The sequence below is a fragment of the Pseudomonas sp. CCOS 191 genome (assembly GCF_001007005.1).
GTDB lineage: Bacteria > Pseudomonadota > Gammaproteobacteria > Pseudomonadales > Pseudomonadaceae > Aquipseudomonas > Aquipseudomonas soli.
Map to the genome: position 1 here is coordinate 1,201,727 of NZ_LN847264.1, position 20,802 is coordinate 1,222,528.

The following is a 20,802-nucleotide window of genomic DNA, read 5'->3' on the forward strand; positions in this document are numbered from 1 at the left end:
AATCTCCGTTCAATTAAGCACGGCCTATGGTGAGCGGGATTCCTGTAGCTGCACTGCGACCTGAACAGCGCCCCGCTGGTCCGGCGACTACGCTCCGTTCGGCGAGGTGACCAACCGGGTTATCAACAGCATGCCAATGCTGAAAAATCAGTGAATATCCCGCTGCGCCGGACAGTACGAAGACAGAGATACCGGACTACACTACAACCTGTTCCGCTATTACGATCCGCAGGTCGGCCGCTTTACGACCCCGGATCCAGTAGGGCTTGAGGGCGGGCTGAATCTATACTATTACGCGCTTAGTCCTTTTACCTGGCTTGACCCGCTCGGTCTGACCAGTTGCGGCACACCAAGGAAGTCCGCGAATCCGGCAAAAGTAATTAATGATCTTAAGGCCTTCAGCGGTAGGCGTTTCCGTTTCGGCGGTAATACATTCAAGCTTGACAAGAGTGGCATGAAGCATATTCTTGAGCGTCATCATCCTAAATGCTGGGGTGGCTCAGTCAAGACGCGTCAAAGTTTCCTGTCTCCGAAATTATCGATCAAAGACGTTGCGAATGTTGTTCGCGATGTCATGAGGCAGAATAGAGATGTGTTGGTCGGTAAGGGTACTGTTACTAAGTTTCAACTCAGTGGTACTTCCGGGGGCGTAGACTATGTGGTTGGGCTTAATAGCGGCAGAGTAGGATAATTATATCCAAAATGAAGAGCAGAATTATTATTGAAACCTATGTAAAGACCGGTGAACGGTTTTCCGACTTCTTCGAATATCAAGGAGGATTCAATGGTCAGGCGTCTATCGAAGGGGCACTGGTGCTTACCATTGATGGCACACCGCTTATTGACAAAAGCATGTTTGATTACGTCGACGACCTGTGGAGCTATTTGTCAGAAGGGTTGCTACACATCAGTGAAGGCAAATCGTTTAGATGTTATTTTCCTGACCAGCCCATCGAAGTCAATCTGACCCCCAGCAACGGTCGTTTGCAGGTGAGCGTCACCTGCCATAGTGAGGTTTCTGTTGCAGTCGATAAAGATGAATTTGTCAGGGTCATGAGCGAGCACACCCGCAAATTTTTCACCCGGTTGCAGGCGATAGAGCCTGGCGCCAAAGGTAATTGCGACTGCGTACTGGGAAACCTGAACAAAATTCGTCGGTAACATCAGGTCTGGGGCAATACTCTGAATGAAGTGCGCGAGGTCGAAAAACAAGGTCTTGCTGGTAGACGGTGATTGATAGCCGAGGTAACCGCCACCCCCTGGCGCCCGCAGCCTTGCGCTCCCGATCGAGCACGCCTCGACCGCCGCCGCTTCTGTGGTAGGCTTGGACGGTTTGCACCGAGGGCCGCAATGACACCCCGTTTTCAGTACGGGCGTGCTGCATCCGGCCCCGTCCGCCTTCAGGAGTACCCCATGCGCGTGACCCAGATTTTCGCCGCCGCCGCCCTGGCGTTGGCCAGTACCTTTGCCGTCGCCGCGGCCACCGATGCCAATGCCGGTGCCGAGCAGGCGATCCGCAAGTCCTTGCAGAATCTCGAGCTGGAAGTGCCGGTCGAGAGCGTCAGCAGCAGCCCGCTCAATGGCCTGTACGAAGTCAAGCTGCAGGGCGGTCGCGTGCTGTACGCCAGCGCCGACGGCCAGTTCGTCATGCAGGGCTACCTGTTCCAGATCCAGGACGGCAAGCCGGTCAACCTCACCGAGAAGACCGAGCGCCAGGGCATTGCCAAGCTGATCAACGGCATTCCGGTCGGCGAGATGGTGGTCTACCCGGCCAAGGGTGAAACCAAGTCGCACATCACCGTGTTCACCGACACCACCTGCCCGTATTGCCACAAGCTGCACGCCGAAGTGCCGGAACTCAACCGCCGTGGCATCGAAGTGCGCTACGTCGCCTTCCCGCGCCAGGGCCTGGGTTCGCCGGGTGACGAGCAGCTGCAGGCGGTATGGTGCTCCAGCGATCGCCGCGCGGCGCTGGACAAGATGGTCGACGGCAAGGAAATCAAGGCTGCCAAGTGCGCCAACCCGGTCAGCAAGCAGTTCCAGCTGGGCCAGTCGATTGGTGTAAATGGCACGCCGGCGATCGTTCTACAGAATGGCCAGGTGATTCCGGGCTATCAGCCGGCGCCGCAAGTGGCCAAACTGGCCCTGGCCGAGAGCAAGTAACCAATTCAGTACGCCGTCGTCATGGGGTGACGGCATGTTTCACGGTCGGCGCAGGTGCCGGCCGTTCTATGGGGAGTTCACAGTGAAACCGGTCAAAGTAGGCATCTGTGGGTTGGGGACCGTCGGTGGCGGAACCTTCAATGTACTTCAGCGCAACGCCGAGGAGATCGCCCGCCGTGCCGGGCGCGGTATTGAAGTGGCACAGATTGCCATGCGCTCGCAGAACCCGAACTGCCAGATTACCGGTACCCCCATTACCGCTGATGTGTTCGAAGTCGCGAGCAACCCCGAGATCGATATCGTCATCGAGCTGATCGGCGGCTACACCATCGCCCGCGACCTGGTGCTCAAGGCCATTGAAAACGGCAAGCACGTGGTCACCGCCAACAAGGCGCTGATCGCCGTGCACGGCAACGAGATCTTCGCCAAGGCCCGCGAGAAGGGCGTCATCGTCGCCTTCGAAGCTGCCGTGGCCGGTGGCATCCCGGTGATCAAGGCGATCCGCGAGGGCCTGTCGGCCAACCGCATCAACTGGCTGGCCGGGATCATCAACGGCACCGGCAACTTCATCCTCACCGAAATGCGCGACAAGGGCCGTGCCTTCCCCGATGTGCTGGCCGAAGCCCAGGCGCTGGGCTACGCCGAGGCCGACCCGACCTTCGACGTCGAAGGCATCGACGCCGCGCACAAGCTGACCATCCTGGCGTCCATCGCCTTCGGTATCCCGCTGCAGTTCGACAAGGCCTACACCGAGGGCATCACCCAGCTGACCACTGCTGACGTGAACTATGCCGAGGCCCTGGGCTACCGCATCAAGCACCTGGGCGTGGCCCGTCGCACCGCCGACGGCATCGAGCTGCGTGTACACCCGACGCTGATCCCCAACGATCGCCTGATCGCCAACGTCAATGGCGTGATGAATGCGGTGATGGTCAATGGCGACGCCGCCGGTTCCACCTTGTACTACGGCGCCGGTGCCGGCATGGAGCCGACCGCCTCGTCGGTGGTCGCCGACCTGGTCGATGTGGTTCGCGCCATGACCTCCGACCCGGAGAACCGTGTACCGCACCTGGCCTTCCAGCCAGATGCGCTGTCGGCGCACCCGATCCTGCCGATCGAAGCCTGCGAAAGCGCCTACTACCTGCGTATCCAGGCCAAGGACCACCCGGGCGTGCTGGCCCAGGTCGCCAGCATTCTCTCGGAGCGTGGCATCAACATCGAGTCGATCATGCAGAAGGAAGCCGAGGAACAGGATGGCCTGGTGCCGATGATCCTGCTGACTCACCGTGTGGTCGAGCAGCGCATCGACGACGCCATCGTCGCCCTGGAAGCGCTCCAGGACGTGGTCGGCAAGGTCGTGCGCATCCGCGTCGAACAGCTCAATTAATTCCGGCGGCGGGCCGCGACGGCGGCCCGCGCCCAGCATCGAAGGTTTGCACCCATGCGCTATATCAGTACCCGCGGCCAGGCTCCGGCCCTGAACTTCGAAGACGTCCTGCTGGCTGGCCTGGCCAGCGACGGCGGCCTGTACGTTCCCGAGAACCTGCCACGCTTTACCCAGGAAGAGATCGCCTCCTGGGCTGACCTGCCTTACCACGAGCTGGCCTTCCGGGTGATGCGCCCGTTCGTCGAAGGCAGCATCGCCGACGCCGACTTCAAGAAAATCCTCGAAGAGACCTACGGCAACTTCGCCCACGCCGCAGTCGCGCCGCTGCGCCAGCTCAATGGCAACGAGTGGGTGATGGAGCTGTTCCACGGCCCGACCCTGGCCTTCAAGGACTTCGCCCTGCAGTTGCTCGGCCGTCTGCTCGACCACGTGCTGGTCAAGCGCGGCGAGCGCGTGGTGATCGTCGGGGCCACCAGTGGTGACACCGGCTCGGCCGCCATCGAAGGCTGCCGCCGTTGCGACAACGTCGACATCTTCATCCTGCACCCGCACCAGCGCGTGTCGGAAGTGCAGCGCCGGCAGATGACCACCATCCTCGGCGACAACATCCACAACATCGCCATCGAAGGCAACTTCGACGACTGCCAGGAGATGGTCAAGGCCAGCTTCGCCGACCAATCCTTCCTCAAGGGCACTCGCCTGGTGGCGGTCAACTCGATCAACTGGGCGCGGATCATGGCCCAGATCGTCTACTACTTCCATGCCGCGCTGCAGCTCGGCGGCCCGGCGCGCTCGGTGGCGTTCTCGGTGCCGACCGGCAACTTCGGCGATATCTTTGCCGGCTACCTGGCGCGCAACATGGGCCTGCCGATCAGCCAGCTGGTGGTGGCGACCAACCGCAACGACATCCTGCACCGCTTCATGAGCGGCAACCAGTACGTCAAGGACGCCCTGCACCCGACCCTGTCGCCATCGATGGACATCATGGTCTCGTCCAACTTCGAGCGCCTGCTGTTCGACTTGCACGGTCGCAATGGTGCCGCGGTTGCCCAGCTGATGGACACCTTCAAGCAAGGCGGTGGCTTCAGCGTCGAGCAGGATCGCTGGACCGAGGCGCGCAAGCTGTTTGATTCGCTGGCGGTGACCGACGAGCAGACCTGCGAGACCATCGCCGAGGTGTTCAAGGCCACCGGTGAAGTCCTCGACCCGCACACCGCGATCGGCGTCAAGGCTGCCCGCGAGTGCCGTCGTAGCCTGGACACCCCGATGGTGGTGCTGGGCACCGCGCATCCGGTCAAGTTCCCTGAGGCGGTGGAGAAGGCCGGTGTCGCCAAGGCCCTGGAGCTGCCGGAGCACCTGGGCGATCTGTTCAGTCGCGAGGAGCGCTGCACGGTGTTGGCCAACGACCTGAAGGCCGTGCAGGCCTTCGTCAGCCAGCATGGCAATCGCGGCAAACCGCTGTAATCGGCACCACTCACAGGAAAGCCCGTCTTGCACGGGCTTTTTTGTGGGCGCAAGACACACGGCAACGGCTTTCAGATATTTCCCATGTAGTTCGATGGATACCCCTACTAGAGTGGCGTCCTGACCAACAGTACACGCGGCTCCAGGGGGAGGCTCATGCATCAGCTCAATGTTCTTATCCATCAGGCTCGGCCCTACTATCAGATGCTGTTGCATCAGGCCTTCAATGCCCAGGGTGTGTACAACGTCCGGCTCACCGATGACGTGCCTGCAGCCACGGCCCACATGGCCCAGGGGCGGCAGCCCGTTGATGTGCTGGTGCTTGATCAGGGAATGCCAAGGCGTCATGCCCGGCGCCTGTTCAAGTACCTGGTGCAGGCCTCCTGCGCGGGTGGGCTGCTGTTTGTCGGCTATGGCGACGCTGGGGGTATCGACCTCGCGCTCGAGGCCCGCGAGCAGGGCTTGAATGTCCTGGCCGAGCTGCCCTGGCCGATGTCCATGGTGGGCCTGGAGCAGGCACTGGGGCGCCTGTAGTTCGCTCCTCGACAGGAAGGTGCGGGCGGAGCATCGAAACTGTCATGTTGGCCGAGCATGCTCGTGATGAGCGGGCAGGGCGAACTTTCCGTCTGCCGCGATGGTCAGTTTCCTTACCCTAGCCAGCGAGTGATCCGGATGGAAAGAATCTGCAGACTGCTCAACGATGCCCTGACCCCTTACCAGGCCGAACTTGGACCGGCCGATAACCGTGGCCGCCGTCACCTGAGTGTTCACGATGAGCACGGTTTGCCGATCCTGCGGCGTACGGTGTGTGAGCGAGAGTTGGTGGAGCAGCAATTGCTGGTCGATCTGGTCGATGGTCTGCACCGTGACCTGCAAATTGCCGAAGGCCGCCTGCAACCCTGTGTGATCGCCGCCTCGCAGCATCAGAGGCAAATGCACGGAACCTTTGCCTGACCGGCCCGTCAGACTCAGCAAGGGCAGCCTGATGGTGCTTTGCTCCGGTACCCTCCAGGCTGTCACTGGAAGTCCCAAGGGCTTTCGCTTGACCCCGGTCGTCCTCCCCAGCGGCCGGGGTTTCTTTTTGCCTTGAAGTCACCGGCACCCTTGCTGGTCTTCACGCGTCAGCTCAGCGCCCCGGCGCTTCGCCCTGCTCGAAGAAATGCCGGGCCTGGCCCAGGTAGTCCTCCTGCAGCTCCGTATCCAGCCAGCGGGCATACAGGCCTGGCAAGGTGTCGCGGCGCAGCATGGGCAGCAGTTGGTCGATATGAGCGATCGCTTCGCGTCCCAAGGCGGTGTCCGAGCAGCCCACATGCAGGAACTGATAGCGGTCGACGCCACGGATGGGATAGAAGCGGTAATCATCCAGCGAGCCATTCTGCTGCTGGATCAGGTAGCGCACTTCTGGCCAGTAGCCCAGCACCAGCTGCAGGCGCCCCAGCTGCTGCATCTGCAGCAGACTGGCGGTGGCATCGTTGCCGTAGTGGCGGCTGAAGGCGCTGTCTGGCAGCTGCTTCAGCACATCATCGACCTGCACGCTGTAGCTGCGCTCGGCGACGATGCCCAGCTTGAGCCGGGTCTGGGCCAGCAGCCGCTGAAGATCAACCTGTTGCCCATCCAGAAAAGGCTCCAGCAGCGCCTGGTCGCGCGTGCGCACCACCAGGCCACTGCTCAGGACGCCCAGCGATGGCTGGGAGAAATGCACGTACCGGGCGCGTTCGGGGGTCCAGAGCAGGGTCGGGTCGCAGGTGAAACTGGGCTCCTGGAGCATCTGGATGCCTCGGGCGCGATTGACCCGGACGATCTGGTGGTCGTACTCGGGCATCTGCGCGATCAGCATGGGCAACAGTTGGTCGATCACGCCCTGGCCTTTGGCCGGCCCTTCGAAGATGGTGAACGGTGGCAGGTCGCGGACCAGCCACAGCAGGCGTTCCCGGGCCTCGGCCGATTGTGCCACGAGCGCGGTCAGCAGCAGGCAGAACAGCAGGGGCAGGTGGCGGATGCGCATGGGCCGCGGATCAGACCGTACCGGCCGCGCGCAGGCGGGCAATGGCGGCTTCGTCGTAGCCCAGGCTGGCCAGTAGCGGGGCCGTGTGCTCGCCCAGGGCCGGGCCGACCCATTCGGCGGAGCCGGGGGTATCGGACAGCTTGGGTACGATGCCCGGCATCTTGAACGGCTTGCCATCCGGCAGGCGGGCCTGGAGGAACATCTCGCGGGCGAGGAACTGCGGGTCGCCCAGCATGTCCTCGGCGGAGTAGATCCGGCTGGCTGGCACTTCGGCGTCATTGAGCACCTGCATCACCTTGTCCAGCGGCAGGCCGTTGGCCCAGCGATCGATGACGCCGTACAGCTCGTCGCGGCGGGCATCGCGGCCATCATTGGTCGCCAGGGCGGCATCGTTGGCCAGGTCGTCACGGCCGATGGCCTGCATGAAGCGCTTGAAGATCGCATCGCCATTGGCGCCGATCTGCACGTGTCGGCCATCGGCGGTGGTGTGGATGCAGGAGGGGGTGATACCCGGCATGATGTTGCCGGTGCGCTCGCGGATGAAACCGAACACATCGAATTCCGGCACCATGCTTTCCATCATGGCGAAGATCGCTTCGTACAGCGCCACGTCCACCACTTGGCCGTCGCCCCCGTTGACTTCGCGATGACGCAGGGCCATCAGCGCGCCGATCACGCCCCACAGGGCGGCAATGGAGTCGCCGATTGAAATCCCCGTGCGCACTGGTGGGCGATCCTCGAAGCCGGTGATGTAGCGCAACCCGCCCATGGATTCGCCAACCGCGCCGAAGCCCGGCTGGTCCTTCATCGGGCCGGTCTGGCCGAAGCCCGACAGGCGCACCATGACCAGGCGCGGGTTGAGGGCGTGCAGCACATCCCAGCCCAAGCCGAGCTTCTCCAGCACGCCGGGGCGGAAGTTCTCGATCAGGATGTCGGCCTCGGCCAGCAGGCGCTTGAGCACTTCGCGGCCTTCAGGATGCTTGAGGTTGAGGGTCAGTGATTGCTTGTTGCGCGCCTGGACGAACCACCACAGCGAGGTGCCCTCGTACAGCTTGCGCCATTTACGCAGCGGATCACCGCCATCGGGCGACTCGACCTTGATCACCTCGGCACCGAACTCGGCGCAGATCCGCGAGGCGAACGGGCCGGCGATCAGAGTGCCGAGCTCGATGACTTTCAGGCCGGCGAGGGGTTTGCTGGGCGTTGTCATGGGGCATCCGTGGCGTCTGGGCGTGACGCAGGTTGTATCACAGCTCGGCGGCGGCAGGTATATCGGCATTGTCTGAACCGGCGCTGGCGCCTGGGATCAGTTAGACTGTGCGCCTTTCCCCCCGCAAGAAGCCTATTGCCCATGGCCCAGCCGTCCACCACCTACAAGTTCGAACTGAATCTGACCGACCTCGACCGCGGCGTGTACGAGAACGTCCGCCAGACCATCGCCCGCCACCCCTCGGAAACCGAAGAACGCATGGCCGTGCGCCTGCTGGGCTATGCCCTCTGGTACAACGAGCAGCTGTCCTTCGGCCGTGGCCTGTCGGACGTCGATGAGGCGGCCCTGTGGGAAAAAAGCCTGGACGATCGCATCCTGCACTGGATCGAAGTCGGCCAGCCCGACGCCGACCGCCTGACCTGGTGCTCGCGGCGTACCGAGCGCACCAGCCTGCTGGCCTACGGCAGCCTGCGCGTGTGGGAGACCAAGGTGCTCGGCGCGGTCAAGGGCCTGAAGAACCTGAGCATTGCCGCCGTGCCGCAAGAAGTGCTGGAAACCCTCGCCACCGATATGCCGCGTACCATCAAGTGGGACGTGATGATCAGCGAAGGCACGGTGTTCGTCACCGACGACCGTGGCCAGCACGAAGTGCAGTTGCAATGGCTGCTTGGCGAGCGCGGCTGACCTGAAACAAAGCGGAATTGCGAAGACCCCATGCGTATCGAACCACGTCCCCTGCCGTCGCCCCTGCCTTTGCTGGGCAACCTGCCACCCTTGCTGACCCGCTTGTACGCCGCCCGTGGCGTAGCGTCCGAGGCCGAGCTGGACAAGAGCCTGGCGCGCCTGCTGCCTTACCAGCAACTCAAGGGTATCGACGCGGCGGTGGAGCTGCTGGTCGAGGCGCTCGATCAGCGCCAGCGCATTCTCATCGTCGGTGATTTCGATGCCGACGGCGCCACCGCCAGCACGGTCGGCGTGCTGGGCTTGCGTTTGCTGGGCGCGGCCCATGTCGATTACCTGGTGCCCAACCGCTTCGAGTATGGCTACGGCCTGACCCCGGAGATCGTCGCGGTCGCGCTCGAGCGCCAGCCGCAATTGCTGATCACCGTGGACAACGGTATCTCCAGCGTCGATGGCGTGGCCGCGGCCAAGGCCGCCGGGCTCAAGGTGCTGGTCACCGACCACCACCTGCCGGGCGAGCAATTGCCGGCCGCCGACGCCATCGTCAATCCCAACCAGCCCGGTTGCGCATTCCCCAGCAAGTCACTGGCCGGTGTCGGCGTGATCTTCTACGTGCTGATGGCCCTGCGTGCGCGGTTGCGCAGTCTGGGGCGCTACGAAACGCAGCCGCAGCCGAACATCGGCGAGTTGCTTGACCTGGTGGCGCTGGGCAGCGTCGCCGACGTGGTGCCGCTGGATGCCAACAACCGCATCCTGGTGCATCAGGGCCTGGAGCGTATCCGCGCCGGTCGCGCCCGCCCGGGGCTCAAGGCCATCCTCGAAGTGGCGCGGCGCGACCACAAGCGCATCACTTCCACTGACCTTGGCTTCATCCTTGGCCCGCGGCTCAATGCTGCCGGGCGCCTGGACGACATGAGCCTGGGCATCGAATGCCTGTTGTGCGAAGACGCGGCGCTTGCGCAGGACATGGCCCAGCAACTGGATGGCCTGAACCAGGATCGCAAGTCCATCGAGCAGGGCATGCAGCGCGAGGCTTTGGCCCAGCTCAAGGATCTGCCGGTCGAGTCCATGCCTTATGGCTTGTGCCTGTTCGACGCCGACTGGCACCAGGGGGTGATCGGCATCCTCGCTTCGCGCTTGAAAGAGCGTTACCACCGCCCGACCATCGCCTTTGCCGATGCGGGCGAAGGGGTGCTGAAGGGCTCGGCGCGTTCGGTGCCGGGGTTCCATATCCGTGATGCGCTGGACGCCGTTGCGGCGCGGCATCCGAGCTTGATCAGCAAGTTCGGTGGGCATGCTATGGCGGCAGGGTTGTCCTTGCCGGCCGAGAATTTCCCAGCGTTTGCCGAGGCGTTCGACGACGAGGTGCGGCGCCAGTTGCGTGAGGAAGACCTGACTGGGCGGTTGTTGTCGGATGGCACGTTGGCGGTCGAGGAGTTTCACCTGGATTTGGCGCGGGCATTGCGCAATGCCGGGCCCTGGGGGCAGCACTTTCCCGAGCCGTTGTTCCACGGGGTGTTCCAGCTGGTCGAGCAGCGGGTCGTCGGGGAGCGGCATCTGAAAGTGGTGCTCAAGAGCGAGTGTGGGGCGGTGCGGTTGGATGGGATTGCCTTTGGGGTTGACCGGGAGGTCTGGCCGAATCCTACAGTGCGGTGGGTGGAGTTGGCTTACAAGTTGGATGTGAATGAGTTTCGGGGGAATGAGAGTGTGCAGTTGATGATTGCGCACATGGAGGCGCGGTGATCTTTTGTTGGGGTTTTGGGGTTTTGGGGTTTTGGTTGTTTTGAAGTTGTATGCGCATTCATTTGCGATGGCGACGCATAGTCACCTTTCCGCCCTTACGGCGGCTTACTTTGGTCTTGGCCAAAGTAAGCAAAGCCGTTGCGCTCCATTCATCCGGCCCTCCGCTTCGCTCCGGGTTCCCTCACTCCGGCCTTGCTCCCGGGAGGACCGCGCTGAACGCCCCATCCTGGGGCGCAGCGCTTGACGGGCATCCATGCCCGTCACCTCCCTCCGCAAGACCTGCGTTCGGCCTCCTGAAGTCGCGAAGTTACGGGCGGCGCCTGCACTAACGCAGCTAGTCGCTAGTTGCCATCGTGGGAACTCTAGATCAACATCGCGGGGCAAGCCCGCTCTCACATAGTTTAACTATGTGATTCAGCGTGGGAGCGGGCTTGCCCCGCGATAGCGTAATGAAGAACAACATAACAGCCACTAACAGAAACAACATATCTGCTCTTGATCTGCTCTTGATCTTGCTTCTAAGTGCGCGATAGTTCAGGCGCCACAAATTGCGACTTCAGGAGGCCGAGCGGAGTTCTTGCGTAGTGGGGCGACGGCCATGGATGGCCGTCGAGCGCTGCGCCCCAGGATGGGGCGTACAGCGCGGTACCCACGGGAGCAAGAACGGAGCGAGGGAACCCCGGAGCGAAGCGTAGGGGCCGTATGAACGGAGCCGAACGGTTTTGCCTACTTTTGTCAAGACAAAAGTAGGTCGCCGTAAAGGCGAAAGGGTGACTAAATGTCGACATCTTCTACGAATGCGCTCAAAAAAACCAAAACAATCGCCCCGAACCCGAACCCGAACCCGAACCCGAACCCGAACCCGAACCCGAACCCGAACCCGAACCCGAACCCGAACCCGACCCCTTACCCCCGAAACGCCCGAATAAAAACCCCCACCGCCTCCCGCACATGCGCCTCAGCCTCATCCCCCTCCAGCGCCGGCGAGCACCCCAGCAGCAACCGATAATCCGGCGCCCCCTTCACCAGGCAGAAGAAATGCTCCGCCGCCTGCCACGGGTTATCGATCCGCAGCAGCCCCCGCTGATCGACACAACGCAGCAACGCCTCCATCCCGCTCATCACCCGCTTGGGCCCCGCCGCGTAGAAGTACTGGCCAAACCCCGGATCCTGGCTGCCCAGGGCAAAGATCAGCCGGCTCAGCTTGACGGCCTCATCGCTGCTGATCAAAGCCTGGAAACCACGGGCAATGTTCAGCAGCACGTCTTCCACCACCGCGCCTTCGGGATACTCGAACATCAGGTCAGGCAACTGGTTCTGGCAGGTGGCCATGACCGCCGCGCCGAACAAGGTCTGCTTGTCGGTGAAGTGGCTGTAGACGGTGAGTTTGGAAACACCTGCCGCCGCAGCGACCGCATCCATGCTGGTGTTGGCATAACCAAGGCTGAGAAACAGGCGCTTGGCGGCTTCGAGGATGGCCTCGCGCTTGGCCAGGTCCTTGGGCCGGCCGGGGCCGATGGGTGCGTCGTTGGACATGAGGGACCGCATTCTCTGTGAAAGGGGCACATCTTACCGGGTCCGGGGGCGGTCGGCTGCAGCGTACGTCGCACCACTAAATATCGATTTTCTCTGAAGCGCCTGCTTCCCCGACTTGGTTCGCTGACTTAATATACTCGCCAGTATAAATATTCGATGCGCCCTCTGCCAAAGGTCATTCATCATGTTGCGTCGTGCGTTGTCCCTCGCCCTGCCGGCCGTTGCCGTGCTGCTGCTCACCGCCTGCGGCCAGGAGGCCGCGCCACCCGCCGCGCCGCGTCCGGCACTGGTGGTCCAACCCCAGCCGGCCGGGGTATCGGCCGACAGCTACCCGGGCGAGGTGCGGGCGCGTTTCGAGCCTGAACTGGCGTTCCGTATCGGTGGCAAGGTCAGCAAACGCCTGGTGGAGGAGGGGCAGCGGGTCAAGGCCGAGCAGCCGCTGGCTGAACTCGACCCGCAGGACGTACGCCTGCAACTGGAGGCCAATCGCGCCCAGCTGGCGGCGGCCGAGGCCAACCTGGCGTTGGTACGTGCCGAGCGCGACCGCTACCAGAAACTGCTGGATCGGCAGATGGTCAGCCATTCCCAGTTCGACAATGCCGAGAACCTCTACCGCGCCGGCATGGCCCGCCTGAAGCAGGCCAAGGCCGAGTACGAGGTGGCGGGCAACCAGGCCGAGTACGCCGTGTTGCGCGCCCCCCAGGCCGGCGTGATCGCCAAGCGCCAGGTCGAGGTGGGCCAGGTGGTGGCGGCAGGGCAGACCGTGTTCACGCTGGCCGCCGATGGTGAGCGCGAAGTAGCCATCGGCCTGCCGGAGCAGCAGTTCGCCCGCTTCGCCGTCGGGCAGACGGTCAGCGTCGAGCTGTGGTCGCACCCGAACCAGCGTTTCGAAGGGCGGATCCGCGAGCTTTCCCCGGCGGCGGACCCGCGTTCGCGCACCTTCGCCGCGCGCATCGCCTTTACCTCCAACGCCACCCCGGCCGAGCTGGGCCAGAGCGCGCGGGTGTTCATCGACCATGCCGAACGCTCGCCGCTGGCGGTGCCACTGTCGGCGGTGACCGCCGAAGCGGGGCAGGCCTATGTCTGGCGGGTTGGCAAGGACAACCGCCTGGAGCGCGCCGCTGTGCGTCTGGGTGCCTATGGCGCGGACAGCGTGCCGGTGCTCGAAGGCCTGCAAGCCAGTGATTGGGTGGTGGCAGCAGGCGGTCATGTGCTGCGCGAGGGGCAACAGGTGCGGCCTGTGGACCGCAGCAACCGTGAAGTGAACCTGGCGGCCAAGGAGTAAGTCCCGATGGGTTTCAACCTTTCCGCCTGGGCGCTGCGCAATCGCCAGATCGTGTTGTTCCTGATGATCCTGTTGGCAGCAATTGGTGCCATGTCCTACACCAAGCTGGGGCAGAGCGAGGATCCGCCCTTCACCTTCAAGGCCATGGTCATCCGTACCCTGTGGCCGGGCGCGACTGCCGAGGAGGTGTCGCGCCAGGTCACCGAGCGTATCGAGAAGAAACTGATGGAGACCGGCGAGTACGAGAAGATCGTCTCGTTCTCCCGGCCCGGTGAGTCCCAGGTCACGTTCATGGCCCGTGACGCGATGCACTCCAAGGATATCCCCGAGCTGTGGTACCAGATCCGCAAGAAGGTCGCGGACATCAAGCACACCCTGCCCCCCGAGGCGCAGGGGCCATTCTTCAACGACGAGTTCGGCACCACCTTCGGCAACATCTACGCCCTGACCGGTGCCGGCTTCGACTATGCGGTGCTCAAGGACTACGCCGACCGTATCCAGATCCAGCTGCAGCGGGTCAAGGACGTGGGCAAGGTGGAGCTCATCGGCCTGCAGGACGAGAAGATCTGGATCGAACTGTCCAACGTCAAGCTGGCCACCCTCGGGGTGCCGCTCGCCGCCGTGCAGCAGGCGCTGCGCGAGCAGAACGCGGTGAGTACCGCGGGCTTCTTCGAAACCCCCAGCGAGCGCCTGCAACTGCGGGTCAGCGGGCGCTTCGACAGCGTCGAGCAGATTCGCCAGTTCCCTATCCGCATCGGTGACCGCACCTTCCGTATCGGTGACGTCGCCGAGGTGCAGCGCGGCTTCAATGACCCGCCAGCGCCGCGCATGCGCTTCATGGGCGAGGACGCCATCGGGCTGGCGGTGTCGATGAAGGACGGCGGCGACATCCTGGTGCTCGGCAAGGCCCTGGAGGGCGAGTTCGCCCGCCTCGCGCAGAGCCTGCCGGCGGGCATGGAGCTGCGCAAGGTGTCCGACCAGCCGGCGGCGGTGAAGGCCGGGGTCGGTGAGTTCGTCCAGGTGCTGGTCGAGGCCCTGGCCATCGTCCTGCTGGTGAGCTTCTTCTCGCTGGGCCTGCGCACCGGCCTGGTAGTGGCGCTGGCGATCCCGCTGGTGCTGGCCATGACCTTTGCCGCCATGCACTACTTCGGCATCGGCCTGCACAAGATCTCGCTGGGGGCGCTGGTGCTGGCCCTGGGCCTGCTGGTCGACGATGCGATCATCGCGGTGGAGATGATGGCGATCAAGATGGAACAGGGCTACGACCGGCTCAAGGCCGCGAGCTACGCCTGGACCAGCACTGCGTTCCCGATGCTCACCGGCACCCTGATCACCGCGGCGGGCTTCCTGCCGATCGCCACGGCGGCTTCGAGTACTGGGGAATACACCCGTTCGATCTTCCAGGTGGTGACCATTGCCTTGCTCACGTCCTGGGTGGCGGCGGTGGTGTTCGTGCCCTACCTGGGCGAGCGCCTGCTGCCGGACCTGGCCAAGCTCCATGCCGCCCGCCACGGCGCCGACGGGCACGCCCCCGATCCCTATGCGACACCGTTCTACCAGCGTGTCCGACGCGTAGTGGAGTGGTGCGTGCGGCGGCGCAAGACGGTGATCGTGCTGACCATCGCCGCGTTCGTCGGCAGCATCCTGCTGTTCCGCTTCGTGCCGCAGCAGTTCTTCCCCGCTTCCGGGCGGCCGGAACTGATGGTCGATCTGAAGCTGACCGAAGGCGCTTCGCTGAACAACACCGCCGAGCGGGTCAAGCAGTTGGAGGCCTTGCTCAAGCAACAGGACGGTATCGCCAACTATGTCGCCTATATCGGCACCGGTTCACCGCGTTTCTACCTGCCGCTGGACCAGCAACTGCCGGCGGCGAGCTTTGCCCAGTTCGTGGTGCTGGCCAAGTCGCTGGAGGACCGTGAACGCCTGCGCAGCTGGTTGATCGGCACCCTGGACCAGCAGTTCCCCGACTTGCGCTCACGGGTCACGCGTCTTGAGAACGGCCCGCCTGTAGGCTATCCGGTGCAGTTCCGTGTCACCGGCGAGCACATCGAGAAGGTTCGCGCCCTGGCCCGCGAGGTGGCGGCCAAGGTGCGTGAGAACCCGCACGTGGTCAACGTGCACCTGGACTGGGAAGAACCGAGCAAGGCGGTGTACCTGGATATCGACCAGGACCGTGCCCGGGCGCTGGGCGTGAGCACCGCGCACCTGTCGAGCTTCCTGCAGAGTTCGCTGACCGGCAGCAACGTCAGCCAGTACCGCGAAGACAACGAGCTGATCGAGATTCTCCTGCTCGGTACGCCAGAGGAGCGCCGTGAGCTGGGCAACGTGGGCAGCCTGGCGGTGCCCACCGACAACGGCCAGAGCGTGGCCCTGTCGCAGGTGGCGACCCTTGAGTACGGCTTCGAGGAAGGCATCATCTGGCACCGCAACCGCCTGCCCACGGTCACCGTGCGCGCCGATATCTACGACAAGGAACAGCCGGCGACCTTGATCAAGCAGATCCAGCCGACGCTGGCGCAGATCAAGGACGAGCTGCCTGATGGCTACTTGCTCGAAGTGGGCGGCACGGTGGAAGACTCCGAGCGCGGCCAGCGTTCGGTGAACGCCGGCATGCCGCTGTTCATCGTGGTGGTGCTGAGCCTGCTGATGATCCAGCTGCGCAGTTTCTCGCGGATGTTCATGGTGTTCCTCACCGCGCCCCTCGGACTGATCGGCGTGACCCTGTTCCTGCTGGTGTTCCGCCAGCCGTTCGGGTTCGTCGCCATGCTCGGGACCATCGCCCTGGCCGGCATGATCATGCGCAACTCGGTGATCCTGGTGGACCAGATCGAACAGGACATCGCCGGGGGGATGGAGCGTTGGCAGGCGATCATCGAGGCCACGGTGCGGCGCTTCCGGCCGATCGTGCTGACCGCGCTGGCGGCGGTGCTGGCGATGATTCCGTTGTCGAGGAGTGTGTTCTACGGGCCGATGGCGGTAGCGATCATGGGTGGATTGATCGTCGCCACGGTGCTGACCCTGCTGTTCCTGCCAGCGTTGTATGCGGCGTGGTTCAGGGTCAGGAAAAACTGAGGAACGAGCGGGAGGGCTTTGCCCTCCTATCGCCGGCAAGCCGGCTCCCACACGAGTTGCGCAGTACCTGTGGGAGCTGGCTTGCCAGCGATAGGGCTGCACAGCAGCCCCACTGGTTTTCAGCTCAACATCACAGCGCGCCGAACACCTTCTTGGCCAGGCTGGTGGCCGCACCGGCCGGGTTCTGGCGAATGCTTTCTTCCTGCTTGCCGATCATTTCGAACAAGCCGTCCAGCGCCTTCTCGGTCACATAGTTCTCGATATTGGCGTCATCCTTGATCAGGCCCAGGCCTTTGGCCTGCCCGGCAAAGCTGTTGTATTGCTGGGCCAGGCCGACCTTGTCGGTGGCCTGCTTGACGATCGGCAGGAACTTGGCGCGGATCTGCTCGCGGCTGCTCTTGTTCAGGTACTGGGTGGCCGAGTCCTGGCCGCCGCTGAGGATGCCCTTGGCGTCGGTCACGGTCATCTTCTTCACCGCGTCCACCAGAATCGCCTGGGCTTGCGGCACGGCAGCCTCGGCGGCCTTGTTCATGCTGGTTTCCAGGGCATCGACCTGGTCGCCCTTGCCGAACATCTTCATGGCCTTGGCCGCTTTGCCGAGGTTACCCGGCAGCTCGATGCGCACGTCCGGGTTGTTGCTGAAGCCGCCTGGGGTGCTCAGTTGCTTGACGGCGATCTGCGCGCCTTGGGTAAGGGCGTCCTTCAGGCCGCCGGAGGCGTCGCTCTGGGACAGGTCGCCGAGCGACAGGGCCAGGGCGCTGGCCGACAACAGCAGGCCGGCGCACAGAGTGGTGAAGCGCAGGGAGGAGCGGATCATGGGGCTTTCCTTATGGGCAGAATGGAGCAGGTTCAGCGTATCGTTTAGTCCGTGATCGGGCCAGTCAGGCAGTCGCCGCAGGTTCTGGTGTTTCATCGCGGTGCAAGGCCACCTGGCGGATCGACAGGCGCAGCTCGGCCGACAGCACGCGCTTGGCCACGCCTTCGGCCAGCTCGGCGAGCTTGTCGTGGTAGCCCAGCCTGCCGGCGCTGTCGGGGCGCAAGACGCCTTCACGTACCAGCGTCTGGATGAAGTGGCGGAACAGGGTCTTGTCGAAGAACTCGGGCGCATTCAAGCCATGCAGGATCGACAAACGCTGGGCCATCATCACGCACAGCTCCTCCAGTTCCTCGGCGCTCAGCGTGTGCTGGCCGCTGTTGAGCAGCAGCGAAGTGGCCATGTAGAAGCGCTGCAGGGTCTGGGTGATGGTGCGGGCCAGCAGCGTCAGCAGCACGAACTGGCGCGAGCTGGGCGCGGGGCGCATGTAGATGTCTTGTTCCTTGCGCAGCAGCCCCTGTTCGACCAGCGCCGCCAGCCACTGGTCGATCACCTCGTCCAGTTGCTCGGGCGTCCAGCGCAGGAACAGTTCGGCCTGCAGGTACGGATACAGCGCCCGCACGTACTGGCCCAGCAGTTCGCGGCTCATGCGCGAGCTGCTGAGGAAGAAGCTCGCCAGCAGCCCCGGCAGGGCGAAGATGTGCAGCACGTTGTTGCGGTAGTAGGTCATCAGTACCGCGTTGGCTTCGTCCAGGTAGAGGATGCGACCCAGCGCATCCTTCTGCTCGGCCAGCAAATCCATGCCCAGTACGTGCTCGATAAGTGCCTTGCCGTCACCCTCGGGCAGGGTGGTGTGCGGCGAGTAGGGCACCTGGCGCAGCAGGGCCAGGTACAGGTCGAGCACGCGGGTCAGGGCACGTTCGTCCAGGGCCAGGCGGCTGGTCGACAACAGGGCCAGCGCCACCAGGTTGACCGGGTTGATTGCCGCGGCCTCGTTGAGGTGGCGGGCAACGGTCTCGCCCAGGCGGGTGGTGGTCTCGTTGAGCCAGTCCGGGCGGAACTGCGGGGCCAGCGCCTGTTCGCGCCAGCCGGGTTGCTGCTGGTCGAGGAAGCTGTTCAGGCGGATCGGCTCGCCGAAGTTGACGTACACCTGGCCGAAGCGCTGCTTGAGCGCGCCGATAACCTTGAAGATGTCGAAGATCGATTCCTTCTTCTTGCTGGCGCCGCGCAGCTCGCCCAGGTAGGTGCGGCCTTCGAGCACCCGCTCGTAGCCGATGTACACCGGCACGAAGACGATCGGCGTGCGCGAGGAGCGCAGGAAGCTGCGCAGGGTGATCGCCAGCATGCCGGTGCGCGGCTGCAGCATGCGCCCGGTGCGCGAGCGCCCGCCTTCGACGAAGTACTCCACCGGGAAGCCCTTGGTGAACAGGGTGTGCAGGTACTCGTTGAACACGGCGGTGTACAGCGGGTTGCCCTTGAACGTGCGGCGCATGAAGAACGCCCCGCCGCGGCGCAGCAGGCCGCCGATCACCGGCATGTTGAGGTTGATGCCGGCAGCGATGTGTGGCGGCGTCAGGCCGTTGCGGAACAGCAGGTAGGACAGCAGCAGGTAGTCGATATGGCTGCGGTGGCAGGGCACGTAGATCACTTCGTGGCCGGGGGCGATGCCTTGCACCTGCTCGATGTGGTTGACCTTGATGCCGTCGTAGATCTTGTTCCAGAACCAGCTCAGCACCACTTCGAGGAAGCGGATCGCGGTGTAGGTGTAGTCCGAGGCAATCTCGTTGCCATAGTGCAGCGCCTTGGCCTCGGCCTTGGCGTAGGGGATCTTCTCGCGGTCGGCCTCGTCGCTGATCGCCTGGCGCACCAGCGGGTCGTGCACCAGCCCTTTGACCAGGTTGCGACGGTGCGAGATGTCCGGGCCGATGACCGCAGTCTTCAGGTTGCGAAAATGCACGCGCATCATGCGTTGGGCCATGCGCACGGTGCGCTCGTGGCCCTTGTTGTGCTGCACCAGCTCGCGCAGGTGGATCGGTGCGGAGAACTGCACCCGGGTCTTGCGTCCGAGGATCAGCACGCTGAGCAGGCGGCGTAGGCGGCCGGTGACCGCCCAGCTGTCGGCGAACAGCAGCTTCCACGGGCTCGACTCGCTGGCCGGGGTCTGGCCCCAGAACACGCTGACCGGGATGATCTGCGCGTCTTCCTCGGCATGTTGGCTGATTGCCGCGACCAGGCGCTCGAGGGTGGGTGGCGCGCCGCGTTTGTCCTGGCGGCCGAGCCAGTCGGGGTCGGGGGTCAGGTAGAAGAACGCCGCGGGCTCCTGCAGCGGGCCGACGGCCACCGGCAGTACCGGGCGCGGCAGCCCTGCCTTGGTGCACTCGTGGTCGACCACGGCCAGGTCGGTGAGCGACGGCGAGGACAGGGCATAGAACACCGGTCGGCTGCGGTCGAGCTTGAGCGTCAGCGAGGACTGGTTGATGGTTTCGGAGCGCACCCACAGGTAGAGAACGCGACGCAGGGCGCCGAAGATGAGGCGGCGCAGGGGAGAACGGGTCATGGGGTGGGCCCTGGGTGGAAGTAACGGTGTTTTTTCAGCGCGTTAGTCTGCCGTATCTGCGTAAGTTCAGCAAAATTCCGCCATAAATGCCCCTGTCATGAATTTTTTTTGTTCCCTGTCATATACTCGGCCTGCCGCTTGCAGGATATTCGTGCAAGCTGCGTCGGCGCGGGCGGTGAGCCCATGCCAGCAAGGCGATCTTCAAAATAAAAATCCGGAGTAGTTCAGATGTCGTCTCGTGAGACTGGGAATGTGAAGTGGTTCAACGATGCCAAGGGTTATGGCTTCATTCAGCGCGAAGGTGGTGCGGACGTGTTCGTCCACTATCGGGCTATCCGCGGTGAGGGGCATCGCACCCTGGTCGAGGGGCAGCAGGTGGAGTACGCACTCGTGCAGGGCCAGAAAGGCCTGCAGGCAGAGGATGTAGTCGGGCTCTGAGCCTTCCGGCTGCACGCTCAAGCTGCAAGTTGTCCGTGGAACTTGCAGCCTGATGCGAACGGCCTCAGCTGGTACGCCAGGTGATTTCCTCTTCACCGTCGGCGCTGATGCGGATCCAGCGATCGGCATCTTCTTCCCCGTCTTCCTCCGCCCAGCTACCTGGCGCGCAACGCACTTCGACGTTCAGCGCGGCGAATGCCGCACGGGCGCAGGCGATGTCGTCGGCCCAGGGGGTCTGGTCGCTTTCCAGGTACAGGCTGTTCCATTTCCCCACAGCTTTCGGTAACCAGGTGACCGGGATGTTACCGGCCGTGCACTTGAAGGTCTGGCCTTTCTGCTTCCATTCGCTGCACGGGCCCAGGGCCTGGGTCAGCCAGTCGGCGATCTGCTTGTGATCGACCTCGGCGTCCTTGAGGTAGATCTCGATATCGGGTTGACGCATGGGAG

At 63.6% G+C, this 20,802-nt stretch carries 18 protein-coding genes; 12 read left to right on the forward strand and 6 right to left on the reverse strand.

All coding sequences use genetic code 11. The annotated features are described in order from the left end of the window. Positions 1-208: 208 nt before the first annotated feature. The 7 genes from CCOS191_RS27035 to CCOS191_RS27040 all read left to right on the forward strand — a co-directional run bounded on the left by CCOS191_RS27035 (position 209) and on the right by CCOS191_RS27040 (position 5,968). Positions 209-691 (forward strand): RHS repeat-associated core domain-containing protein, encoded by a 483-nt coding sequence (locus CCOS191_RS27035; protein WP_231867498.1) that lies wholly within the window; start codon positions 209-211, stop codon positions 689-691. An 11-nt stretch (positions 692-702) separates the two neighbouring features. After that, entirely contained in the window at positions 703-1,161 is a 459-nt protein-coding gene (locus CCOS191_RS05505; protein WP_046854371.1) for a hypothetical protein, read from the forward strand. 252 nt (positions 1,162-1,413) lie between these two features. Beyond that, positions 1,414-2,163, forward strand: a complete 750-nt coding sequence (locus CCOS191_RS05510) for a thioredoxin fold domain-containing protein (protein WP_028691584.1) — start codon at positions 1,414-1,416, stop codon at positions 2,161-2,163. 82 nt (positions 2,164-2,245) lie between these two features. Beyond that, a complete protein-coding gene (locus tag CCOS191_RS05515) occupies positions 2,246-3,550 on the forward strand; it encodes a homoserine dehydrogenase (RefSeq protein ID WP_023630110.1) in 1,305 nt (434 codons plus the stop codon). 54 nt (positions 3,551-3,604) lie between these two features. After that, positions 3,605-5,014 (forward strand): threonine synthase, encoded by a 1,410-nt coding sequence (gene thrC / locus CCOS191_RS05520; protein ID WP_046854372.1) that lies wholly within the window; start codon positions 3,605-3,607, stop codon positions 5,012-5,014. A 156-nt stretch (positions 5,015-5,170) separates the two neighbouring features. After that, positions 5,171-5,548 carry a response regulator gene (locus CCOS191_RS05525; protein ID WP_046854373.1) on the forward strand — a complete coding sequence of 126 codons (378 nt, stop codon included), beginning with the start codon at positions 5,171-5,173 and terminating at the stop codon, positions 5,546-5,548. A gap of 138 nt (positions 5,549-5,686) precedes the next feature. Continuing rightward, positions 5,687-5,968 (forward strand): DUF3509 domain-containing protein, encoded by a 282-nt coding sequence (locus tag CCOS191_RS27040; protein WP_082120361.1) that lies wholly within the window; start codon positions 5,687-5,689, stop codon positions 5,966-5,968. A gap of 172 nt (positions 5,969-6,140) precedes the next feature. Here the strand turns inward: CCOS191_RS27040 and CCOS191_RS05535 are convergent, their stop codons facing one another. Beyond that, positions 6,141-7,019 carry a TIGR02285 family protein gene (locus CCOS191_RS05535; protein WP_046854375.1) on the reverse strand — a complete coding sequence of 293 codons (879 nt, stop codon included), beginning with the start codon at positions 7,017-7,019 and terminating at the stop codon, positions 6,141-6,143. Between the two features lie 10 nt (positions 7,020-7,029). Next, entirely contained in the window at positions 7,030-8,229 is a 1,200-nt protein-coding gene (locus CCOS191_RS05540) for a CaiB/BaiF CoA transferase family protein (RefSeq protein ID WP_046854376.1), read from the reverse strand. Positions 8,230-8,370: 141 nt separating this feature from the next. On the opposite strand from CCOS191_RS05540, the gene CCOS191_RS05545 reads away from it, so the two are divergent. Both CCOS191_RS05545 and recJ read left to right on the forward strand, forming a co-directional pair. Further along, on the forward strand, positions 8,371-8,913 hold the full coding sequence (locus tag CCOS191_RS05545) for a YaeQ family protein (protein WP_046854377.1): 543 nt from the start codon (positions 8,371-8,373) through the stop codon (positions 8,911-8,913). A 30-nt stretch (positions 8,914-8,943) separates the two neighbouring features. Then, on the forward strand, positions 8,944-10,653 hold the full coding sequence (recJ, locus tag CCOS191_RS05550; RefSeq protein ID WP_046854378.1) for a single-stranded-DNA-specific exonuclease RecJ: 1,710 nt from the start codon (positions 8,944-8,946) through the stop codon (positions 10,651-10,653). A gap of 906 nt (positions 10,654-11,559) precedes the next feature. On the opposite strand, the gene CCOS191_RS05555 is transcribed toward recJ, so the two are convergent. After that, positions 11,560-12,201, reverse strand: a complete 642-nt coding sequence (locus tag CCOS191_RS05555) for a TetR/AcrR family transcriptional regulator (RefSeq protein WP_046854379.1) — start codon at positions 12,199-12,201, stop codon at positions 11,560-11,562. 172 nt (positions 12,202-12,373) lie between these two features. On the opposite strand from CCOS191_RS05555, the gene CCOS191_RS05560 reads away from it, so the two are divergent. Beyond that, a complete protein-coding gene (locus tag CCOS191_RS05560; RefSeq protein WP_046854380.1) occupies positions 12,374-13,474 on the forward strand; it encodes an efflux RND transporter periplasmic adaptor subunit in 1,101 nt (366 codons plus the stop codon). 6 nt (positions 13,475-13,480) lie between these two features. Continuing rightward, positions 13,481-16,546: an efflux RND transporter permease subunit gene (locus tag CCOS191_RS05565; protein ID WP_046854381.1), complete on the forward strand. Its 3,066-nt coding sequence runs from the start codon at positions 13,481-13,483 to the stop codon at positions 16,544-16,546. 130 nt (positions 16,547-16,676) lie between these two features. On the opposite strand, the gene CCOS191_RS05570 is transcribed toward CCOS191_RS05565, so the two are convergent. Together CCOS191_RS05570 and plsB are read right to left on the reverse strand one after the other, a co-directional pair. Next, a complete protein-coding gene (locus CCOS191_RS05570) occupies positions 16,677-17,363 on the reverse strand; it encodes a DUF4197 domain-containing protein (RefSeq protein WP_023631317.1) in 687 nt (228 codons plus the stop codon). 64 nt (positions 17,364-17,427) lie between these two features. Further along, positions 17,428-19,917 carry a glycerol-3-phosphate 1-O-acyltransferase PlsB gene (gene plsB, locus CCOS191_RS05575; protein ID WP_046854382.1) on the reverse strand — a complete coding sequence of 830 codons (2,490 nt, stop codon included), beginning with the start codon at positions 19,915-19,917 and terminating at the stop codon, positions 17,428-17,430. A 228-nt stretch (positions 19,918-20,145) separates the two neighbouring features. Between plsB and CCOS191_RS05580 the strand changes: the two genes are divergently transcribed. Next, a complete protein-coding gene (locus CCOS191_RS05580; protein WP_011535295.1) occupies positions 20,146-20,355 on the forward strand; it encodes a cold-shock protein in 210 nt (69 codons plus the stop codon). Between the two features lie 64 nt (positions 20,356-20,419). On the opposite strand, the gene CCOS191_RS05585 is transcribed toward CCOS191_RS05580, so the two are convergent. Continuing rightward, the gene (locus tag CCOS191_RS05585) at positions 20,420-20,797 is read right to left on the reverse strand and encodes a hypothetical protein (RefSeq protein WP_023631318.1); all 378 of its coding nucleotides are present in this window, start codon (positions 20,795-20,797) and stop codon (positions 20,420-20,422) included. Positions 20,798-20,802: the final 5 nt, after the last annotated feature.